We start from the raw sequence: 19,259 nt of genomic DNA on the forward strand, positions 1-19,259 counted from the left end.
GAGTAAATATTGTTAACTCAAAAAGTACCTGCATGTCCTCCGAGCAGCATCTACAACACGAAATTGATGCATTACAAGAGCAAGATTGCCTAGTAGCCGAGAAGTTAAAAAGGTTGCGTCACGATTATGCGATCGCAACAGATACTCTCATTCGCTTCCAATTAGAAAAGCAAATTGAACAAACAGAAGCTGAACTAAAAGAATTGGATCGGCAGCTTGATGATATGGAGCAAGCTTTATCTAGTGGAAAAGTGTATCGTGCTTTATTGAAATTGGGCTATCGAGAGCAGACGCGAGCATTTCGGAGATTTATTGAGACTAATTCAGTAGGAGCCTTTCTAATCCACGGTTCCCTTTACTATGGTCAACGTTGGTTGTTAAATCGGTTAATGCGACAAAATGTCCCCAATATTATGACGGGAAAGGTTGTGCGAATTGAACTCAGTCGCATTGCTCGGAAAAGTGACAGTGCCGCATTGTGGCGTGAACTTGGTGGTAGAGTTGGTCTGGGCAGACAAAGCTCAATTCCTGAAATTGCCGAACGAGTTTATCAATGGTGGCTAACTCAGAATGTTCTACTAATTTTTTATGATGTCGATTGTCTTTCAGAAACTCTTTTGCACGATCTGATCCGAGATTTCTGGTTACTATTAGCGACTAAAGTTAAGACAGCTAGCCCGCAAGCGAGTCAATTCAAATTATTAATGTTCTTGGTAGATTATGATGGCTGCGTAGGTAGTTGGAATATTCCTTTTGTAGAACGACTCGACTCTACTTGGAAGCCAGATAACCCTGTAAAACTGCCTCAGATTAACCAATTTTCTGACGATGAACTGACTAACTGGCTAGAGTATGCAGCAGATGAATTGCCTACTAAACTGATAGATCAGCTAGATGAAACAGTAAAAACAATACTGAAAAACAGTGATAATGGCATTCCAGAACCCGCATTGGGCGAAATTTGTCAACTGTCTGGCTGTAATTGGTATGACGAAGAGGAAAAATGGTTAAGGCTGTAGGCGGAAAACTCTTGGAATATACAGGTAAAGTGCAGCCCCAGCTAGGAGAAAGAGGGGCGAATGGACAGTTGTTATATCCCTATTTGCCTAATTCTGAACTGGTAGAAGCAGTCAACTTAGCGATTTACTTAGAACGTCCTTTACTCCTGAAAGGTGAACCGGGATGCGGTAAGACTCAACTTGCAAGTGCAGTTGCCTACGAGCTAGGTTTGAACTTGGAAGCTTGGTATGTCAAATCCACTAGTCGGGCAAGGGATGGGTTGTATAACTACGATGCCGTTGGAAGGTTGCGGGATGCCCAGCTAGCGGCTTCCAATCGCCTCACAGTAGAACAAATCCAGCGAATTGATGACCCAATTACCTATGTACGTTGGGGGCCTCTGGGAAGATCATTTCAACAAGAAAATCGCACTGTCGTACTGATTGACGAAATTGATAAAGCTGACATTGACTTTCCCAACGACCTGCTGCTGGAATTAGATGAGCGGCGGTTTATTGTTGAGGAAACAGGTCAAGAAATTGAAGCCAAGGCAGCACCGATTGTTTTAATCACCAGCAATGATGAGAAAGATTTACCGGATGCCTTTTTGCGAAGGTGCTTGTTTCACTATGTTGAATTCCCTAGCCGTGAAAGACTGATCCAAATTATGAATGCTTTGTTTCCAAAAGCATCAGAGGTTTTGATAAACCAAGCTGTAGAGCGATTTTGGGATCTGCGGGAAGAAATGAAAAAAAACCAAGGTGGAGCAAGCAAGAAAATCAGCACTAGTGAGTTGATTGACTGGTTCAAGGCTTTGCGTCGCTACCCAGAAGATGAGGCTTTGGCAAAACTGAATGGTAAGTTGCCTTACCCTGGTGTGTTGTTAAAGAGTTGGGAAGATCACATCCGTTATCTAAAGTTGAAAAATAATGGATGATTTACCCCTACTGGAATTGTTTACTCGACTGCGACAGGCAGGATTACCTTTGGGTGTGGATGATTATCAGTCGATGTTGCAGGCTTTGCAAGCTGGTTATGGTCTTCCAGATAGAGCTGCTTTAGCTCGATTATGTCGGTTACTTTGGGTTAAATCAGCTGAAGAAAAATATATATTTGATTATCACTTTGAACAGTTAATTGGTAGTGAGACTGTTCCCCAAACTCAAGCTTTAGATATAAACCAAAGTCAAGCTACTCAACTTATTAGGTTTGCAACTTTAGCGGGAGTGTTGGTTTTAGGTGTAGGGTTAGCGCTATGGATTACACGCCCAAAAAATCAAGTGAGTGTACCTTCTCCTACGGTATCTTTGCCAACATCAGTGCCAAAGGAATTACCCTCACCAGTGCAGCAACCAGTTGCACCGACCCCAACTGCACAAATTACTCAAAATAAAAGTCAAATAAATTGGCCAGTTTGGTTGATTTTGTTGCTCATTTTGGCACTAAGTTCAGGGTGTTTGTGGTTGCTAAGGTTGTTGATGAAGCGTCGCGATCAAAATAATCACTTACAGACAGAACCATCTAAGCCCATACCTACTGCTACGCTAGCTTCAGAATCGTTTCGTAATATTGAAGATGAAGTACAAGTTGCCCAAGCGATACGTCAGGTGACTACTGGAGGGGAGATGTTAGGCGATCGCTTTCTCTTGTCTACGGACTATTTGCCTGTAACTCAAAGGCAAATGAAACAGATGTGGCGACACCTCCGCCGTTTGACTAAAGAGGGAATTGCTACAGAATTGGATATAGAAGCAACAGTTAATCAGATTGGACGCTACGGAGTGATGCTCGAGCCTGTGTTGTCACCAGTCCGGGTGAATCGGACAGAACTGCTGTTGCTGATCGACCAAGACGGATCAATGGTTCCTTTTCATTCTCTGTCAGTTCGTTTGGGTCACACTGCTTCGCGGGGTGGGCAATTAGCTGCATCTGGCATCTACTATTTTCATAATTGTCCAGTTGGGTATCTGTACCATGATCCACTGCATCAACAAGCAGAGCCAGTTGAGAATATTCTCGCTCGCCTACGTCAGAATAGAGCAGTAGCACTTGTATTCAGTGATGCTGGCGCTGCCCGCGGTGGTCTGAATTTAGAAAGGATAGAGTTGACAGAGGCATTTCTCAAACACTTAAAACAGCACGTTCGTTATGTTGCATGGTTGAATCCTATACCAAAAAAACGTTGGCTGGGTACAACTGCTGGAGAAATTGCTGGATTGGTTCCCATGTTTGAGGCAACCCGCGAGGGGTTAGATAGTGCCATTAATGCTCTGCGAGGTCGTCATCAGCAGTTTGTAGAACTTTTAAAAGGTGTAAGATGACTCGCATAGTAGCATCCTCAAATGAAGCTAGGTATAGAATTGCAAAACAGCGCATTGAGTCATTTAGTAAACGCTTTGGCGAACCACATTTTTGTTTAGCTTGCCATGCTGCTTTCGCATTAGCATTAACTCCTGATTTGCTATATCGCTTGTGGGCTAATTTCCAGCAAGATGTTAACGGTAATACGCTAAATATTCCCTGGATTGCTGTCGCAGACCTGCTGCTGTCTAACCTTTGTAATGAAGTTGGTTACGAACTCTACGAGATAGATTGGGCAATCCGTAATGAACTTTTGAACCAACTAAAGAATAATCCGTGCTTTGGTGAGCAAAGAATTTTAGAACTCTCAGACTTTCTTCTTGCTTATATGCAAGAACAGCTTAATAGTTCAAATCCTGACACTCATGACTTTGCCCAAGCTCAAAAGTGGACAGCTTTAGCTTATGCTCAACCTCATGAAGCAGCCCGTGAAATTGCTTCTAACTTGGCAAGCTTGAATATTGAAGATGGGCCAGAATGGATACGCCTCACTTCGCTAGTAGAAACACTTATAGAACCCTTGGCAGGCTATAAACCTCTGTTAGTATACGTTAGTGGGATGAAAAGCTTTGCCAGAGGTAATGTGAGCGAGGCTAAAAATCTCCTCAATCAAATTATGGACTTAAAAGGCAAAATTCAGGTTGCTGGAGTCAATTTATTAATTCCCAACCAACTTCAACCTAAACCCTTACCTAAAGTTTCTCCTACAACAAGAAGGTATCGTTGGCTCATTGGGGTTAGTGTAACAGTAGCTGTTGTGGCAATCGGAGCCTTGATATGGCAACAGATTAACCCAACTGGGGTTCAGCAACTATGGAATAGTTTGTTTAATCAGGAACAAAAAGTTTCAAAAGAAAATATTTTATGGATACAAAGTAATATTCTTAAAGGTCACACTAGTAGAGTAAACATTGTAAGTTTTAGTCCTAATGGCCGAATAATTGCCTCAGCCAGTCAGGATGGAACAGTTAGTCTCTGGAGCCTTCAAGGTAAATTAATCTTTAGGTTAAAAGGGAATACTGGTGCAGTCAATAGTGTAAGTTTTAGTCCTGATGGTCAAAGAATTGCCTCAGCCAGTCAGGATGGAACAGTTAGTCTCTGGAACCTTCAAGGTCAATTAATCAGTACGTTAAAGGAAAATACTGGTGCAGTCAACAGTGTAAGTTTTAGTCCTGATGGCCAAACTATCGCCTCAAGCGGTGATGATAATACTATTAAAATTTGGAGTCTTGATGGTAAAGAACTGCAAACTCTAAATCTGCAAAATGCTGTGTTTTCCATAGCATTTAGCCCTGATGCTCAAACACTAGCTAGTGCTAGCGGAAATGACGTAATTCTCTGGGATAGGGCAACAGTTGATAATCTCATAGCTGCCCTGAAAAACCCTAGTGTAGATGTTCGCCGAACCGCTGCCTCAGCTTTGGGGAATTTAGGTTCACAAGCAAAGACTGCTGTCCCTGCTCTGACTGAAGCACTGAAAGATTCAGATCCAGGTGTTCGTCAGAATGCTGACTCTGCTTTAAAGCGTATCAGTCGTTAACCAAAATAGACCAGCTCGCTCAAAGGGGATGCGATCGCACCTGTCCATAACTTATAGAGTATAAAAGGCGATCGCATTCTTCACCCACCGCATGACAAACCAAACTTTTACCAACGGTTATGCATTACTCATTGGCGTAGGTGCTGATTTACCAGTCACGGTCAAAGATGCAACGGCTATAGAAGTTATACTGATTGATGGCGATCGCGCCGATCGCAACAAAAATTAGACGCACTTCAGGCATAATTTGACATCCGTAGCGAGAAGTTTAAGCAGATGAAGAAAGCTGTAGCAATTGAGGCTGGTACGGCAGTTAACTTTCAATTAGAACAGCAGCTTCTTGATGAAGAGGCAAAGCTGTCACATCTTAACGATGAACTGGATAAAATTGAGTCTGCATTGCAATCATAAGGCTTATGTAAATATACAGTTATTTGGCAGACGAAATCAAGATTTCCTTACCCAGAAAATAAGGAAAATCAAGATATTCATGTAATTGGTGTTTGTTTATACTATTTCAAATTTTTGTAGTCGTTATACTCATGACTTAGGTTCTACCTGGGAATTAGGAAGTGGCTTTGCCACTTCTTTTTATTGATATGGTAGCCCAGTAAAAAATCAATTAAAAGTTAAAAGTAATTTCGTTGAACTTTTAACCTTTATTAATTGTTATAGCACTTGACAAAATACCTGCTACATAAACATCGGTAAGGGCATAGGTCTATACGCCCTTACAGCCGATTCATTTGTTGCAAAGATTCTTGACAATGGGATGATTCGTGTCTGTTTAATTAACCAAGCAGTCTGACGGAATTCTGATTATATAGACATGATATTAGTCATTACTCATTGTATCTTGCCATCTCTCACGTTTGGGCTTGCTCTCCACATCGCGCGATCGCGCTTCTTGCCAAGTCCCCCACATTAGGGATTGCTGTTTTTCAACATGGTTAATAAACTGCATAATTGAATGATCTGCTTTGATCGGAGTTTTCAAATCAAACTTTATTGTTTGGACAACCTTGATATCACCCATGAGAAAATACTTACCTGCAATCTTAGTCAGCCATAGCACAACTCGATTGCATAACAAACCAAAAATTCCTTTACGTTTCTTAGCGAGCAACAGGATTTGACCTTCAGCTTTTCCTCCTTCGTGGAGTCGAACTGCAAACATCGTGTGGACATGGAAGAAATCAGGGCCAAGTGTCACAATGCCAATACTACCGTACCAATAGCAAATACTGTAAGTTATGGCATTTTTGTAGAAAAGACGGATGAGCTTAATGAAAAAGGAATTGTCTTTGATAGGTGTAATGTTACTAAAAATAACCGCATTCTCGTTCAGTTCCTGTCTTTCAAAAACAATTTCTATTGGGAGTTGGTGAACTGTATTGAGGTGTTGAGCATCGATGGCATTAATCATCACCACATTGGGGTGACAGTTCATCACGAAGTGAGAATGGATGGCGACATCACACTCTTTTTGTTCCAACTCTGGAACAAAAGGTAGGGGTTGTTGTGGTATTTCTCCAGTCCAAACCCAAATCATCCCGTACTTTTCAGCAGTGGGCCAAGTTTGTAACTTCAGGGAAAGCGGCGTATCTAAACATGGGATATCAATACACATCCCTTCAGCATCAAATTTCCAATGGTGGAAAAAACAACGTAGTGCATTGCCCTCAACTTTGCCTTCAGCAAGGTGAGCACCCATGTGTGGACAGTAGGCATCAAAGGTAACTACTCTTTTGTCTTTCCCACGGTAAATCACTAATTCTCTACCCAAAATCGTGACAGGTTTTACTTCACCTACCCGCAGATTTTGAGAGGGTATTACCCAATACCATCCCTCAATAAAACGCTCAGGATTATTAAAATTTTTAGGTTTACGGTTTGAGCTAAAAGTCTGCGAGTTGAGATTCATTTTTATGGTTTCACTTGAAGTGAAGCTGTTAATCTAGAAGTAACATGGGAACTAAAAAAAAACAGTTACTTTCAGTACCATGAGAAACAGCTACGGAATAAATGGATAAATTTCAAAAGGTAAAATCTTGGATAAATATTATTAAATTTGTCAAAATTATGCCAATTAAATATTAGCTAAACTAAGCTGACACCTATTATTAATAGGTATTTGAAAAATTCAAACTTAGTAAAATCTCTAATAAGATAAAAATTTTAGCTACTGTTACTGATATTTTGCTAAGAGCTGATTCGTAAAGAAAATCTTAAGGGTACTTAACTCATTACTAGGTCTGAGTTTCAGCGAATAAGCGCTTTATTAACTTAAATGCCTAAAACCCTTACTAGACAAGTAGTTTACTTTAGTTTACAAATTAGCTCTAAACTCTCAAACGACTTAATAATTAGCAAAACATGTAATAATAATTACAAGAGTTAGGAAAATTTACCGTGTTAACTCAAGATAAAAAACTGCTTTTAATTGGTCAGGTAACAGATATAAGCGGAATCCCTATCAGGACAATTCGTTATTATGAGAGTTTAGGCTTAATTAAATCATCAAGACGAACAGAGGGAGGGTTTCGCCAGTTTTCATTGGATGTGCTAACTCGTCTAGCATTCATTAAAATGGCACAAAATCTTGGTCTCAGCCTAGAAGAAATTGGAAATATTCTTCAGGTTTACGATCAAGGACAAGCTCCCTGTGGTGAAATCAAAGAAAAGCTCGAAGATAAGGTCTTGCAGATTGATCGCAAAATTGAGCAGTTGTTAACTTTACGCTCTGAAATAAAGGGATTACTTTCAGGATGGAAGAATATCAGCGATCACCATGAGGACACAATTTGTCCGATAATTCAAAATACTCTTTAGTGCTGTTAGCGGTAGCGGGGCGTTTAGCCCGGGCTGAGATAGAAAAAGCAAGAAATGAAGTTTAAGCAATTTCTTCATTCTTCACTCAGAACTTAGGACTCAGGACTTTTATAAAGAAGAAACCACCACAACTCTAATCCAATTAAGGCGAAGCCTGCGATCGCAACACCAACCTTCAAGCCCAAAGGTTGCTCAATGCGTTCAAATTGGCTGGTTTGCTCTGATGAATGGGCTGGCATTTCTGCGAATGCTACACCTGATGTTCCAGTGAGCAGCACTAAAGCTATCAGGCTTCCGCAAAGTATTTTTTTTCTGAACATTTCCTAAATTACCCTGCAATTATGAGGTAGTTTTTGGTTGAAAGTTACGCAATCTGAGGGCATTGCTAACAACAGAGAGCGAAGAAAGAGCCATCGCAGCGCCAGCGATAATTGGATTGAGTAACCAACCAAAAATGGGGAACAAAATTCCTGCCGCAATGGGAATACCAATAACGTTGTAAATAAAGGCAAAGAAGAGATTTTGCCTGATATTGTTGATGGTGGCACGGCTAAGTTGAATTGCTGTGACAATTCCTTGCAAATCTCCAGAAATTAGGGTGATATCGCTAGCTGCGATCGCTACATCTGTTCCCGTCCCAATGGCAATTCCCACATCAGCTTGTGCTAAGGCTGGAGCATCATTTATACCATCACCTACCATTGCGACAATTTTAGATTTTGAATTGGGGGATTTCTCTATCTCCCCTTGTAGAGATTGGATAATCGCTGCCTTTTGATCTGGACGGACTTCGGCAAAGATTCGCTGAATGCCAACTTGTCTTGCGATCGCATCAGCAGTTTTACGATTATCTCCGGTGAGCATTACTACTTCTAAACCTAACTTCTGTAAAGCTTTCACTACTGCTGTTGATGAAGGTTTTAGGGCATCGGCAATACCCATTATTCCTTGTAGTTCGCCATCCACAGCAATCAAAATGACTGTTTTACCAACCGCTTCCCAAGCATCTTTATACTGTTGGAGACTCATGGTGTTAATTCCAAGTTCGGTTAACCAGCGTTGTGTACCAATTTGCACAAGCTGATTTAAAACAACTCCTTGGACACCACTACCTGCATTAGCCTGAAAATTCTTTACCTCTATTAAACTCACTTCTTGAGACTGGGCGTATTTCACCACCGCTTCAGCTAAAGGATGCTCAGAATTCCATTCCACCGTTGCTGCTAACTGTAAAAGCTTGATTTCATTACCATTAGCTGTGCCGTTGACAGTCACAAAGTCTGTAACTGTTGGTTTCCCCTGAGTCAAGGTGCCGGTTTTATCTAGAACGATGGTTTGAATTTTGTGCGCTAGTTCTAAACTGTCAGCACCCTTAATCAAAATGCCATTTTCTGCACCTTTGCCCGTCCCTACCATGACAGAAGTAGGGGTAGCTAAACCCAAAGCACAGGGACAAGCGATAATTAGTACACCTACCGTTGTCATTGTTGCCAGGGTGAGGTTGCCAGTGAAATTAAACCAAATGATGAAAGTGGCGATCGCGATCGCAATCACAGCTGGTACAAACCATCCTGTAACTCGATCTGCCAAGCGCTGAATTGGTGCTTTAGAACCTTGTGCTTGTTGCACTAGTTTGACGATTTGAGCCAAAAACGTATCATTTCCGACTCGTGTCACCCGAAACTGAAATGCACCTGCACCGTTAATCGTTGCCCCAATTACCTCATCTCCTGGCTGCTTTTTGACTGGCAAACTTTCACCCGTCACCATCGCTTCATCTACCGTCGAAGCGCCTGTAATCACTTCGCCATCTACCGGAATCTTTTCACCAGGACGCACCAAAATTACATCGTTGATTCTGACTTCAGCGATGGGAACATCAATTTCTCTACCATCACGGATAACTCTGGCATCTCTAGCTTGCAATCCAATGAGTTTGCGGATGGCTTCAGAAGTTTGTCCCCTAGCGCGATTTTCTAACAACCGCCCCAGCAAAATTAAGGTAATGACAATGGCGGCAACTTCATAATAAATATGAGGTATCAAGCCCTGGGCAATAAAAAATTTCGGGAAAACAGTCACAAACAAAGAATATAGATAGGCTGCACTTGTACCCAAAGCAATCAGCGTGTCCATCGTCGCCGTATGGCGCTTGAGGGATTTCCAGCCATTCCGATAAAAAGATCCACCACACCAAAAGACGACGGGTGTTGTCAGCAGTAATTGTACCCAAGGATTTTGCAAGAAGCTGGGAATTAAGGGGAAGTTCAGCCCAGTCATCATGGGCAACGACCCCAAAAAGAGGAAAATGCTGATTACACCTCCCACAATTACCTTGAGGAAAAGTTCGCGTTGTAATGCTTGTCTACTCGCTTTTTCGGTATCATCTTCTTCAGTGAGCAATTCTTCCTGGAGTGAGTAAGAAGAGTATCCCGCAGCAGCGATCGCAGTTTGGATTTTCTCTAAATTTGCTAGAGAGCGATCGTACTTGATGGCGGCTTGTTCTGCTCCAAAGTTAACGTTGCAGTCAATTACCCCAGAAACAGAGCGAATTGCCTTTTCGATGTTGTTGGCGCAACCAGCGCAACTCATACCTCGAAGTTTGAGTGTGAGAGTATCCATAGCTAGATGAACCGAACCCCTGTGATTGATGTGGGAGGATCTTTAAAGATTAAGCAACTGGATAGCCAGCAGCAGCCAACGCTTCCTTAATTGCTGTTTCTGATGCATGAGTTTCTACGCTGACAAGCTTGGTTGTTGGATCAGCCTGAACGCTAGCATTAGCATCGACTGCCTGAAGTGCTTTAGTGATGGTGCTTGCACAAACAGAACAAGACATATTGGGAACTGTGAGTTGGAGAGTCATAGATTTACGGGATAAAAATGAACAACCTAGCCAAACCAAGCTGGATGACTGAGGGATAACCGTCAACAGTCAGAAATTTCTGGTTGAGAGTCCCCTTGAATTCATACTAGACTCTCTAGCCGGCTGGAGAGTCTAGAGAATTTTAAAAGTTTTTAGCTAAAGTTCAAATTTCTTTACAGATGTAGTATACAACTCGCTAAAAATACAAAATACTACAAAACACTTGTCTTCCGATACAAGTATGTGTTATCAAAGCTATATAATCTGTTGTTTTCCCCAAAATTCCGGGAAAATAACCCTCCGCACCACTTGAGACGCGGCTGCTGAACCCAAGTCTCCTACTCTCTTCACAACCAAGAGTCTTTTTTAAGGCTCTATTTGGAGTTTTCATGCAGCCAAAAAATCTCAAACGTCTCTTGCGTGCTTTAGAGCGGCAGGGTTTGGATGTAACTTATGATAATCGCACTTATTCAGTTCGTTTAGTTAATTCTCCTGATGCACCTGTAGCAGAAGTGCTACTACCAAAAGACTTTCCCGTAGAAGCTAAGGCACTGAAGCAGTTAGCGAATTTGGCAAGCGTCCGCCACCCGTCAGGTGGATGCGTTTGTCGTGCCTGTGCTACGCCTGACTTTCACCCAGGTGATGCGGGTGTTGCCATTGGTTCAGTCGTAGAAACAGTGGGTCAAGTTATCCCTGGTGCTGTCGGTTCTGACATCAATTGTGGGATGCGACTCCATGTTGCAGATTTGACAATCGAGGAATTTCTGGCAAAGCGCGACCAATTCGTAGAGCGGATGAAGGGGGATTACTTCTTCGGTACGCGTGATGTAACGATGACTGCTCAGGCAATGCAAGCTCTATTTCAGTACGGAATTCTCGGTTGGCTGGATGCCATGCTAGATAAACCTACCGGGAGTGTAGTTAAATCTGATTTGCAACAACTTGCCCAAGAGAGCGATGGCTCCGCCAACGCCAGGGGCGAACGCATCTTCTTAGGTGGTTCAATGAACGGTGACTGGAAACTTGCGCCTGAAGAATTGGTTCCCGATGCTGGACTAGTGCGCGATGGCGGACTGGCAACCATTGGCGGCGGTAATCATTTTGTCGAAGTGCAACGGGTTGATAAAGTCGAAAATCGCCCACTTGCCCACGCCTGGGGAGTGCGCGAGGGACAACTGGCTTTTATGATTCACTCTGGTTCTCGAAACGTGGGTAAGTATATTGGGGGAATGTGGCGAGATAAAGCTAAGGCGACTTGGCAAAAAGGTCTGAAGTACCCTGATTCTCAGATTTTTCCTCTCTCTACCCATTCTCACCCCGAACTAGTCGCCAGTTACCTGCAAGCTGAGGCCACTGCTGCTAACTATGGGTTTGTCAATCGCCTACTGTTAGCAGAACTGCTACGTCTGCGTTTGCGGGAAGTATACAAAGATGTGGAAGCACCTCTAGTTTATGACTTGCCGCATAACATCACCTTGCCAGAAGGTCAGGGATGGGTAACACGCAAGGGCGCTTGTCCCGCCCATGCAGGGCAACCAGTGATTATCCCTGGTTCTATGGGAGCTTATTCTTATCTGATGGTGGGTAGAGGCAATCCAGCATTTTGTAATTCTGCCTCACATGGGGCCGGAAGAATTCATTCTCGCTTCGACCTCAACCGCAGAGGTGCATCTCAAAGTGAGGCAGAACTGGGATTAACCGGGGTAGACTGTATCACCCTACGTCAAGAACGCCGAATTGAAGAAGCACCCGCCGCTTACAAACCGATTCAGTCTGTGATTGATGTACAGGTTAAAGCAGAAATGGTGGACGTTGTAGCGCGATTGAGTCCGGTGTTGACCTTTAAGGCGTAGCTGCCAATAAAAAGCCCCTGGTCAACACCAGGGGTATCCATCTTTATTCCCTGATATTAGAATCGCATCTGTGGAGCTATTGTAAATCGGTATTAATGCAATTACCGCATAAGATTGATGATTATTTTGCAATCAGCTAGTTAGATAAGAATTTGCCCAGCGTTATGGATGAGAGCGATGTCTACGACGGGCTATGACGCTCGTTCGCCCTTGGCGTCTCCCTTTGGGAGAAGACTTGCTAACGCTTCTCTACGAGACGCTACGCGAATGCTATCGGCGTCGCTTCTTTCTCTTCACTCGATTACAAAAAAGGTTTAGCTGAGTGCTAAACCTTTATATATTTATTTAGTGCTTAAGGAGACATCCCAGATTAATTTAGACTTACTTTAATAGCAGTTCATCTTCCTATAGACTGTATCCAGATATCCTGAAGACTGATATAGCATTACCTGATAAGTCATAATAAAAGGCTTGGTTAAACCAAGCCTCTATATATACCAAGCATTTACTACACCAAGATTAATTTAGACTGACTCTTACTTTAGTTCATCTTCCTATAGGCTGTATCTAAATATTCTAAAATCTGATACAACATTCCCTGGTTACTTGTTAAAAAAAAGGTTTGGCTGTGAACCAAACCTCAATAATTGCTGTGCTTAACAACGTACTAAATTAATTTAGTTCTACTCTGTTTACAGATCATCATCCTAGAGGATGTGTATAAATATTCGGAAATCTGGTAGTAGATCACTTGGTAAAAATATTAACTGGGTTATTTAACAAAGAGATAAAAATATACAGGTCATCTACCTAAAGTATGAAAAAGGATAAGGATTCAAGCCAATCCTCCATTCTTTTTTCTAATAAATCTTGTGCATAACAATATCGACGAGCAATTTACCTTTACCCTGATGAGAGTCTAGCTTCCGCTTATCTAAGTTTTTATAAAAAAAGACCCTGGGTATTATTCCAGGGTGCATACACGTTTTTCAGGCATTAACAGGCTGAATAATAACTCTGTAAAATAGTTATTTCTACTATCCATAGAATGATACAAATATTGAGCTATATATGGTATTGATGTTTTTTGTTGCTTGGTATATTTATAGATGGTATTTTCTAACACTAAATCGTCAGCTTTGACAATATTTCCTATTCCTTTAGTGGCAGGTAAAACCTTCTGTAATCTGATATTAATCTCTTGTTTACAGGAAGTTAGAGTCAGAAATTATAGAGTAAGTAGTTTAATGATTAATTCTACGTTTTACTTACTTGCGGTTACTCACAAAAAAGGCATGGCTAAAAGCCACGCCCTATATATACCAAGTGTTTACCATACCTAGCTAATTTAGAATTAGTTTGATTTCAGTTCATCTGTCTCTAGTTGGTTTACAAAACTTCTACAAGGTGTTGGTAAATTAATAATTTATTGAGCTAAAAAAAGCTTGCATTAAACTAAATCTTAAACTAATACCAGTGCTTTATATAATTTCATAGAAATTATACTGTATGGTAACGCACATCAATTAAAAAATGAAGTTAGAAGTATAAACTGTGAACAAATCTAGGGACTGGGAAAAAGACATATTGCCAGCGAAGCTAGTTAGATAACAACAATTACTGTGTGTAATTCTGTCTGAAAATTTCCCAAATGTCTAATCAGTCACTTAAAAAAGAAAGGCTTAGTTTATTACCAAGCCTTTAATAAGAGTAGAGTCTATCAGCAGAATTTAGTTATTTTAGTCTATCAGTACATCTGCCTTTAGGAAGTAGACAAATATTATCAAAATTGTTACGAGATGATAATGGTAGCCATGAAAAAGGTTTAGCACTCAGCTAAACCTCCATAGAAAGCAGTTATTCGACACACCAGAATTAATTTAGAGCTACTCTTACTTCTGGTCATCTTCCTCTAGGATGTGTACAATAATTCTCAAATCTGATAGAGGTAGATATAAATAATATAACAAGTAATTCAACCCCCTTTAGATAGATAAATAGTTAATTAATAAAAAGTGAGTTTTAGTTGGTGACTAATTTACCTGCGGATGGAGACGCAGCATTTACTAATGATGAAATCAGAGACATTTCTCGATTACGCTCTTGTGTTTAATTATTATGTAAATTTTCAAAGAAACAGTTAACACTTGACAAATTAATTACCAAAAATTATCAATGCTATCACCATACAAATTTATATTAACTTGATAACTTAACAGTCAAGACATACACTATTAGATAAATTCCGCTATTTCCAATCTTTTATGTATCAAAAATTTAGTTATGTTCATTGGTTTTAAAAAATTTTGTTATGTTGAATAACTTAGGTTTTTCAGAGTTACTTTAAATAAGTATGTAACCTTGCGTATCAGTGTTTAACATTCTGTAGTTACCCTGAATACTAAAATACTTACTACTAACTAGGGTTCGTATTTTACGTTTCATTGTGTTGATCTATCTACTAATTCTCTATGAGGTTGCAATTTATTGAACTTCTGACTGTCGCCGTCCCCTTTACCTATGACGATAAGGTTTGATTATTCTGTTTATTAATGTTTTTGTAGCATACAATACTAAATAAAATCTCACAAATTTCTGTGTAGGCGTAGCTCGTTGTAGACATTGCGCTATGGTTAAGTAGTAAACAACAATGATTGTTAAAAGAGAAGTAATATCTGATGATTAGCCGCTTCCTTTCAGGAACCGATCAAAATTAATCTTTTGGTTTCCTTACTTGTAAAAACCTATTCAATCACGTCTGTACAATAAATGAAGATTGTGTTCAAATTCTATTCAGTAGGCAAACGCCAGCACAAAATTTAATAGTTAAGAGCTTGGATTACTTGTTGTATCCAGTATCTTTAAAATCTAAAAGCATACACAGATCAAGCGATACTGTTATAAATAATCACTTATAAATAATCATCCGATCATTCTATATAAAATTATGATGAACTCATTCAGAAAATATTCTGTAATTTTGCGTATAATCGAAAAGTATCTGCTAAACCTTTCAGCTTGAGGTTTTCTAGCCTCAGCGATATTTGTGTGGGTAAGGATTATCAACTAGGCAAAACCAAAACACAAACCAATCTCGACTGAGCGCTATTTTATTGTTCGCAGGGTTCATCGTCTTGATATTTCAATAAAGACGATGAATTCTAATAAAATCTTCTGGAGAAGAGATGTATTTGGCAAATTCATTCATGAGTGATGAAAAAAAGCAAAACTCTCACCAGCCTTTGATTTTGGCAGTGGAAGACCATGATGATAGTCTCCTGCTAATTAGTTACGCCCTTGAGTCAATGGGTTGTAGATTTATTTGTCAAACAGATTGTTCTGCAACGGTGCTGGTAGCTAAAGAGTATCAACCAGACTTAATCTTGTTGGATATTTTGTTACCAGGACTCAGCGGTATTGATGTTGTACGTCATCTGAAGCAAGAACCCCTAACTTGCACGATTCCAGTGGTCGCAGTCACAGCTTTAGCTAGCACGGAGGATCGTGAACGTATCCTAAAGGCGGGATTTAATGATTACATCAGCAAACCCTATATGATCGAGGAATTAGAGGCTATAATTAGCCGTGGGATTGGCAGAAGATTGGGTATTCACTCAGCTTTTGAGCTTTGTCAGGATTAGCAGACCAGCAGAGAAATATGAAGGTGAAGTAAAGGAACTTAAATGTTTTTAGGTAGTTGCACAGTGAACAGACTACCTTTACCTAGTTCAGAGGCAACCTGGATGGTTCCTGCATGAGCTTCTACAATCCGGTGGGATAGATGTAGTCCTAAGCCACTACCTGAGCGTTTATTTTTACCTTGGCGAAACCGCTCGAAAATTGTTGCCTGGTCTTCTGGCGCAATGCCATATCCTGTATCTTGTATCTCAATTGTTACGGAATCTGGATTTCCTGGATGAGGTGGTGTTTCAAAAATGCGGATTGTTATGCCTCCTGTATCTGTAAATTTGATGGCATTTGCGATCAAGTTGTTTATCACCCGCCGTAGTTCCAAGCGATCGCCCATTATAACAGTAGCGTTTTTACCCAGTGGATCTAATTCACGGGTGTCTATTTTCAGAGTCAACCCTTTTTCACTAGTTAGAGGACTTAGTTCGCTTATTACTTCTTGAGATATCTCACGTAAATCGCATTCCTCCCAATTTAACGTTTTTTTACCTGCCTCAAAGCGGTAGACTTCTAACAGGGTGTTCACCATTTCCATTAAATTTTGATTACTGCGAATCATAACTGCGATCGCCTGTTTCATTTCTGGCGAAATTTTGCAGAATGTTTCCATTTCAAACAAACTCAACATCCGATCGGCGGCTACTAAGGGAGTTCGCAAATCATGAGTCAGACGGGAAACAAAGTCTTCCCGTTGGCGGGCCATTTTTTGTTGTTCGTCCAGACTGTGCTTGAGACGCAACAGCGATCGCACTCGTGCCAGTAGTTCATCAGTATCAAATGGTTTACGAATAAAATCGTCAGCACCAGCATCCAAACCTTCGACAACGCTGGATTCGTGAAAGGCAGTAATCAACAGAATTGGAATATAAGAGATCGCAGGATTCTTCCGAATCCGACGTGTGACTTCATAACCATCCATCCCTGGCATCATCACATCTAACAAAATCAGATCGGGTGGAGATTGGTCAATTTGCCGCAAAGCCTTTATTCCATCTGAAGCCAAATCAATTTTATACCCCTCACTTTCTAAAATTGTTTGAACTAAAATGAGATTATCTCGAGTGTCGTCAACTGCGAGGATACGATAAATTTTATTATTTTCAACTACAGACATGATTTATCAACTTTTATCAGTTTTTGGAAGTAATTTAATTTATAGTTTAAATTTAGGATATCCTATCGATGCTTTTCTGGCTTGAGAAGATGATTGATGCGGATTTTTAGCAGAGTAAAAAGCTCCATCACCATCTACCTCTAGAGGTGGAGTCTCGCCTCCTACAGTTGCTAACGTGATTTGACGGGGCAATTCAATTTTAAACATTGAACCGATTCCCAATTTGCTCTCCAGAAATATTTTGCCGCCCATCATTCGCACCAGCGAATCTATAATTGCTAAACCCAGACCTGTGCCTGGATATTTGCGAGTGATAGTTTGATCAACTTGCCGAAATGCTTCAAAAATACGTTTAAAATCTCTGGGTGCTATGCCAATACCTGTATCCTGAACAATAATTGCCACTCGATTTGCAGGTAGTTCCTTAACTTCAACCCAAATTTCGCCAGACTCTGTGAACTTAATGGCATTAGATAGCAGGTTAATTAAAATCTGTTTAATCCGAACTGGATCGTTAAATACTAAAGGATTTTGCAAATCGCTTTGCACTAACAATGAGAGATTTTTAGCGTCAGCTAGCGAACGCATTTCACTTACAGCTAGATTTATTACCTTTGATACATCAAATATTTCGGTTTTTAAGTCTAATCGTCCTGCCTCCAGCTTAGAAAAGTCGAGAACTTCATTAAGTAGCATCAGCAAATGCTTGCCATTATTTAAGATGCGCTCAACCATATCTGCTTGCTGGTGCGTTAGTTGACCGAACTTAGGACGCAATAGTATTTGCGAAAAACCAATAATCGCATTCATCGGCGTTCTGAGTTCATGAGACATAGTTGCTAAAAAATGTGATTTTAGCAGTGATGCCTCCGATAGCTTAAAGTTTTGCATTTGAATCTGTTGCTGTTGTCTCTCCAATTCTTGGTTCTTACGAATGAGTTGTTCACGACTTTCTCTGAGTTGCTGGTTTGCCAAAGCTACCTGCATTTCAGCCCGATAAACCCGAATCGCACTCCGCAAAACCTGTGCCAAGCTTTCTGGAGATAGTCTAGACTTAGAGAGATAGTCTGTAGCACCAGCTTTCATTAATTGAACAGCAATTTTTTCATCTCCTTGACCAGTTAGGACTACTAAAGGAACTTTGATTTCCGAAGAACGTAGCTGTTGGATTAAGGCTAGTCCATCCTGGTCTGGTAAGCGATAGTTGAGTAAAACACAATCATAGGCAGTAGTGGTTAAGGCAGAAAACGCATCATTACCATTGCCTACTTCAGACAGTTCCATCTGAACACCTGCTTGAGTCAAGGCACGACGGACTGCCATCCGGTCTACTTCGTCATCGTCTACAACCAAAATTTTCAGCGTCTCTTCCATCGGTTTTTATTTTTGCCGCCAAACATAGGTTGATGTATAACATTTCTCTTTTCAGATTATCCAACTAAAGAATATAAGATTTCGGACATCTAAAATCTGTAACTTGATTGACTAAGACATTTTGCATAATATCCAATGTTGAGCGTTGCCATTATCTCAACAACGTTAGGTAAAATTAAAGGCTTCAGGATATATCCAGTTTGGGCATTTCCTTGGATTGAATTTAGTCTGTTTTATCCGCAATCTAGTTAATTTAACAGGATTTGGGAATTTAACTCCTAGCAAATGACCAATGGCTCTCAAAAAATTAGCAATTTCCAAACCGAAAACTATTCATCTGAAGACTGTAAACAGAGCTAATATAAAGTAAAATAAAATACTTTACTAAGCTTAAAACAATTGTAAATGAGTAAGGAAGCGACCGTCGTCAGCCATTGGTGAGAGTTGCATACCATTATCGTGTACCATAAGCTTGAACAGTTTTACTTATCAGATTAGTTAGACCAGGTAAATAAAAAAGTACTGTCTATACCGATTTGTGAATCTGAAGTAATCTTACCTCCTAGAACCTCGACAATTTTCTTAACGATCGCCAGACCTGCGTGAGTGTTTTACTAGAAATCGCGGACT

15 protein-coding genes and 1 pseudogene are annotated in these 19,259 nt (G+C 40.5%); 10 read left to right on the plus strand and 6 right to left on the minus strand.

Annotated features, from left to right (window positions below; genetic code table 11):
* The first annotated feature begins 32 nt into the window (after nucleotides 1–32).
* The 6 genes from RM347_RS10185 to RM347_RS10210 all read left to right on the plus strand — a co-directional run bounded on the left by RM347_RS10185 (nucleotide 33) and on the right by RM347_RS10210 (nucleotide 5,311).
* Nucleotides 33–1,019, plus strand: a complete 987-nt coding sequence (locus tag RM347_RS10185) for a hypothetical protein (protein ID WP_322716311.1) — start codon at nucleotides 33–35, stop codon at nucleotides 1,017–1,019.
* Entirely contained in the window at nucleotides 1,004–1,936 is a 933-nt protein-coding gene (locus RM347_RS10190) for an AAA family ATPase (protein ID WP_322716312.1), read from the plus strand. Before RM347_RS10185 ends, RM347_RS10190 begins: the two co-directional genes overlap by 16 nt.
* A complete protein-coding gene (locus tag RM347_RS10195; RefSeq protein WP_322716313.1) occupies nucleotides 1,929–3,320 on the plus strand; it encodes a hypothetical protein in 1,392 nt (463 codons plus the stop codon). Before RM347_RS10190 ends, RM347_RS10195 begins: the two co-directional genes overlap by 8 nt.
* Nucleotides 3,317–4,900, plus strand: coding sequence for a HEAT repeat domain-containing protein (locus RM347_RS10200; RefSeq protein ID WP_322716314.1), 1,584 nt, complete (start codon nucleotides 3,317–3,319; stop codon nucleotides 4,898–4,900). The genes RM347_RS10195 and RM347_RS10200 overlap by 4 nt, the downstream gene beginning before the upstream one ends.
* Before the next feature lie 91 nt (nucleotides 4,901–4,991).
* Complete coding sequence (locus tag RM347_RS10205; protein WP_322716315.1) at nucleotides 4,992–5,129, plus strand: hypothetical protein; 138 nt, start codon at nucleotides 4,992–4,994, stop codon at nucleotides 5,127–5,129.
* Nucleotides 5,130–5,176: 47 nt separating this feature from the next.
* Nucleotides 5,177–5,311 carry a hypothetical protein gene (locus tag RM347_RS10210; RefSeq protein ID WP_322716316.1) on the plus strand — a complete coding sequence of 45 codons (135 nt, stop codon included), beginning with the start codon at nucleotides 5,177–5,179 and terminating at the stop codon, nucleotides 5,309–5,311.
* 424 nt (nucleotides 5,312–5,735) lie between these two features.
* On the opposite strand, the gene RM347_RS10215 is transcribed toward RM347_RS10210, so the two are convergent.
* Nucleotides 5,736–6,824, minus strand: coding sequence for an aromatic ring-hydroxylating dioxygenase subunit alpha (locus RM347_RS10215; RefSeq protein ID WP_322716317.1), 1,089 nt, complete (start codon nucleotides 6,822–6,824; stop codon nucleotides 5,736–5,738).
* Nucleotides 6,825–7,312: 488 nt separating this feature from the next.
* On the opposite strand from RM347_RS10215, the gene RM347_RS10220 reads away from it, so the two are divergent.
* The gene (locus tag RM347_RS10220) at nucleotides 7,313–7,732 is read left to right on the plus strand and encodes a heavy metal-responsive transcriptional regulator (RefSeq protein WP_322716318.1); all 420 of its coding nucleotides are present in this window, start codon (nucleotides 7,313–7,315) and stop codon (nucleotides 7,730–7,732) included.
* A 92-nt stretch (nucleotides 7,733–7,824) separates the two neighbouring features.
* Here the strand turns inward: RM347_RS10220 and RM347_RS10225 are convergent, their stop codons facing one another.
* From RM347_RS10225 to RM347_RS10235, 3 genes are read right to left on the minus strand one after another with little or no spacing between them, the layout of a single operon-like run.
* Nucleotides 7,825–8,052 carry a hypothetical protein gene (locus RM347_RS10225; protein WP_322716319.1) on the minus strand — a complete coding sequence of 76 codons (228 nt, stop codon included), beginning with the start codon at nucleotides 8,050–8,052 and terminating at the stop codon, nucleotides 7,825–7,827.
* Nucleotides 8,053–8,071: 19 nt separating this feature from the next.
* Complete coding sequence (locus tag RM347_RS10230) at nucleotides 8,072–10,354, minus strand: heavy metal translocating P-type ATPase (RefSeq protein ID WP_322716320.1); 2,283 nt, start codon at nucleotides 10,352–10,354, stop codon at nucleotides 8,072–8,074.
* A 49-nt stretch (nucleotides 10,355–10,403) separates the two neighbouring features.
* Nucleotides 10,404–10,598 (minus strand): heavy-metal-associated domain-containing protein, encoded by a 195-nt coding sequence (locus RM347_RS10235; RefSeq protein WP_322716321.1) that lies wholly within the window; start codon nucleotides 10,596–10,598, stop codon nucleotides 10,404–10,406.
* Nucleotides 10,599–10,987: 389 nt separating this feature from the next.
* Here RM347_RS10235 and RM347_RS10240 point away from each other — a divergent pair, with 389 nt between their 5' ends.
* The 3 genes and pseudogenes from RM347_RS10240 to RM347_RS10250 all read left to right on the plus strand — a co-directional run bounded on the left by RM347_RS10240 (nucleotide 10,988) and on the right by RM347_RS10250 (nucleotide 16,092).
* The gene (locus RM347_RS10240) at nucleotides 10,988–12,451 is read left to right on the plus strand and encodes an RtcB family protein (RefSeq protein ID WP_322716322.1); all 1,464 of its coding nucleotides are present in this window, start codon (nucleotides 10,988–10,990) and stop codon (nucleotides 12,449–12,451) included.
* Between the two features lie 2,026 nt (nucleotides 12,452–14,477).
* Nucleotides 14,478–14,751: pseudogene (locus RM347_RS10245) on the plus strand (hypothetical protein); the annotation flags it as partial.
* 885 nt (nucleotides 14,752–15,636) lie between these two features.
* Nucleotides 15,637–16,092, plus strand: coding sequence for a response regulator (locus RM347_RS10250; protein WP_322716323.1), 456 nt, complete (start codon nucleotides 15,637–15,639; stop codon nucleotides 16,090–16,092).
* Nucleotides 16,093–16,130: 38 nt separating this feature from the next.
* Here RM347_RS10250 and RM347_RS10255 read toward each other — a convergent pair whose 3' ends face one another.
* Together RM347_RS10255 and RM347_RS10260 are read right to left on the minus strand one after the other, a co-directional pair.
* Complete coding sequence (locus RM347_RS10255; protein ID WP_322716324.1) at nucleotides 16,131–17,255, minus strand: hybrid sensor histidine kinase/response regulator; 1,125 nt, start codon at nucleotides 17,253–17,255, stop codon at nucleotides 16,131–16,133.
* Nucleotides 17,256–17,294: 39 nt separating this feature from the next.
* Nucleotides 17,295–18,629 (minus strand): ATP-binding response regulator, encoded by a 1,335-nt coding sequence (locus tag RM347_RS10260; protein ID WP_322716325.1) that lies wholly within the window; start codon nucleotides 18,627–18,629, stop codon nucleotides 17,295–17,297.
* Nucleotides 18,630–19,259: the final 630 nt, after the last annotated feature.

Source organism: Nostoc sp. ChiQUE02, assembly GCF_034531305.2.
In the GTDB taxonomy this organism is placed as follows: domain Bacteria; phylum Cyanobacteriota; class Cyanobacteriia; order Cyanobacteriales; family Nostocaceae; genus Nostoc.

Excerpts from the sequence above, each read along its gene's own strand:
- RM347_RS10190 (WP_322716312.1), top strand. The coding sequence starts at position 1,004 with ATGGTTAAGGCTGTAGGCGGAAAACTCTTGGAATATACAGGTAAAGTG.
- RM347_RS10205 (WP_322716315.1), top strand. The coding sequence starts at position 4,992 with ATGACAAACCAAACTTTTACCAACGGTTATGCATTACTCATTGGCGTA.
- RM347_RS10255 (WP_322716324.1), bottom strand. The coding sequence starts at position 17,255 with ATGTCTGTAGTTGAAAATAATAAAATTTATCGTATCCTCGCAGTTGAC.
- RM347_RS10250 (WP_322716323.1), top strand. The coding sequence starts at position 15,637 with ATGTATTTGGCAAATTCATTCATGAGTGATGAAAAAAAGCAAAACTCT.
- RM347_RS10235 (WP_322716321.1), bottom strand. The coding sequence starts at position 10,598 with ATGACTCTCCAACTCACAGTTCCCAATATGTCTTGTTCTGTTTGTGCA.
- RM347_RS10210 (WP_322716316.1), top strand. The coding sequence starts at position 5,177 with ATGAAGAAAGCTGTAGCAATTGAGGCTGGTACGGCAGTTAACTTTCAA.
- RM347_RS10200 (WP_322716314.1), top strand. The coding sequence starts at position 3,317 with ATGACTCGCATAGTAGCATCCTCAAATGAAGCTAGGTATAGAATTGCA.
- RM347_RS10215 (WP_322716317.1), bottom strand. The coding sequence starts at position 6,824 with ATGAATCTCAACTCGCAGACTTTTAGCTCAAACCGTAAACCTAAAAAT.
- RM347_RS10240 (WP_322716322.1), top strand. The coding sequence starts at position 10,988 with ATGCAGCCAAAAAATCTCAAACGTCTCTTGCGTGCTTTAGAGCGGCAG.
- RM347_RS10260 (WP_322716325.1), bottom strand. The coding sequence starts at position 18,629 with ATGGAAGAGACGCTGAAAATTTTGGTTGTAGACGATGACGAAGTAGAC.
- RM347_RS10230 (WP_322716320.1), bottom strand. The coding sequence starts at position 10,354 with ATGGATACTCTCACACTCAAACTTCGAGGTATGAGTTGCGCTGGTTGC.
- RM347_RS10225 (WP_322716319.1), bottom strand. The coding sequence starts at position 8,052 with ATGTTCAGAAAAAAAATACTTTGCGGAAGCCTGATAGCTTTAGTGCTG.
- RM347_RS10185 (WP_322716311.1), top strand. The coding sequence starts at position 33 with ATGTCCTCCGAGCAGCATCTACAACACGAAATTGATGCATTACAAGAG.
- RM347_RS10195 (WP_322716313.1), top strand. The coding sequence starts at position 1,929 with ATGGATGATTTACCCCTACTGGAATTGTTTACTCGACTGCGACAGGCA.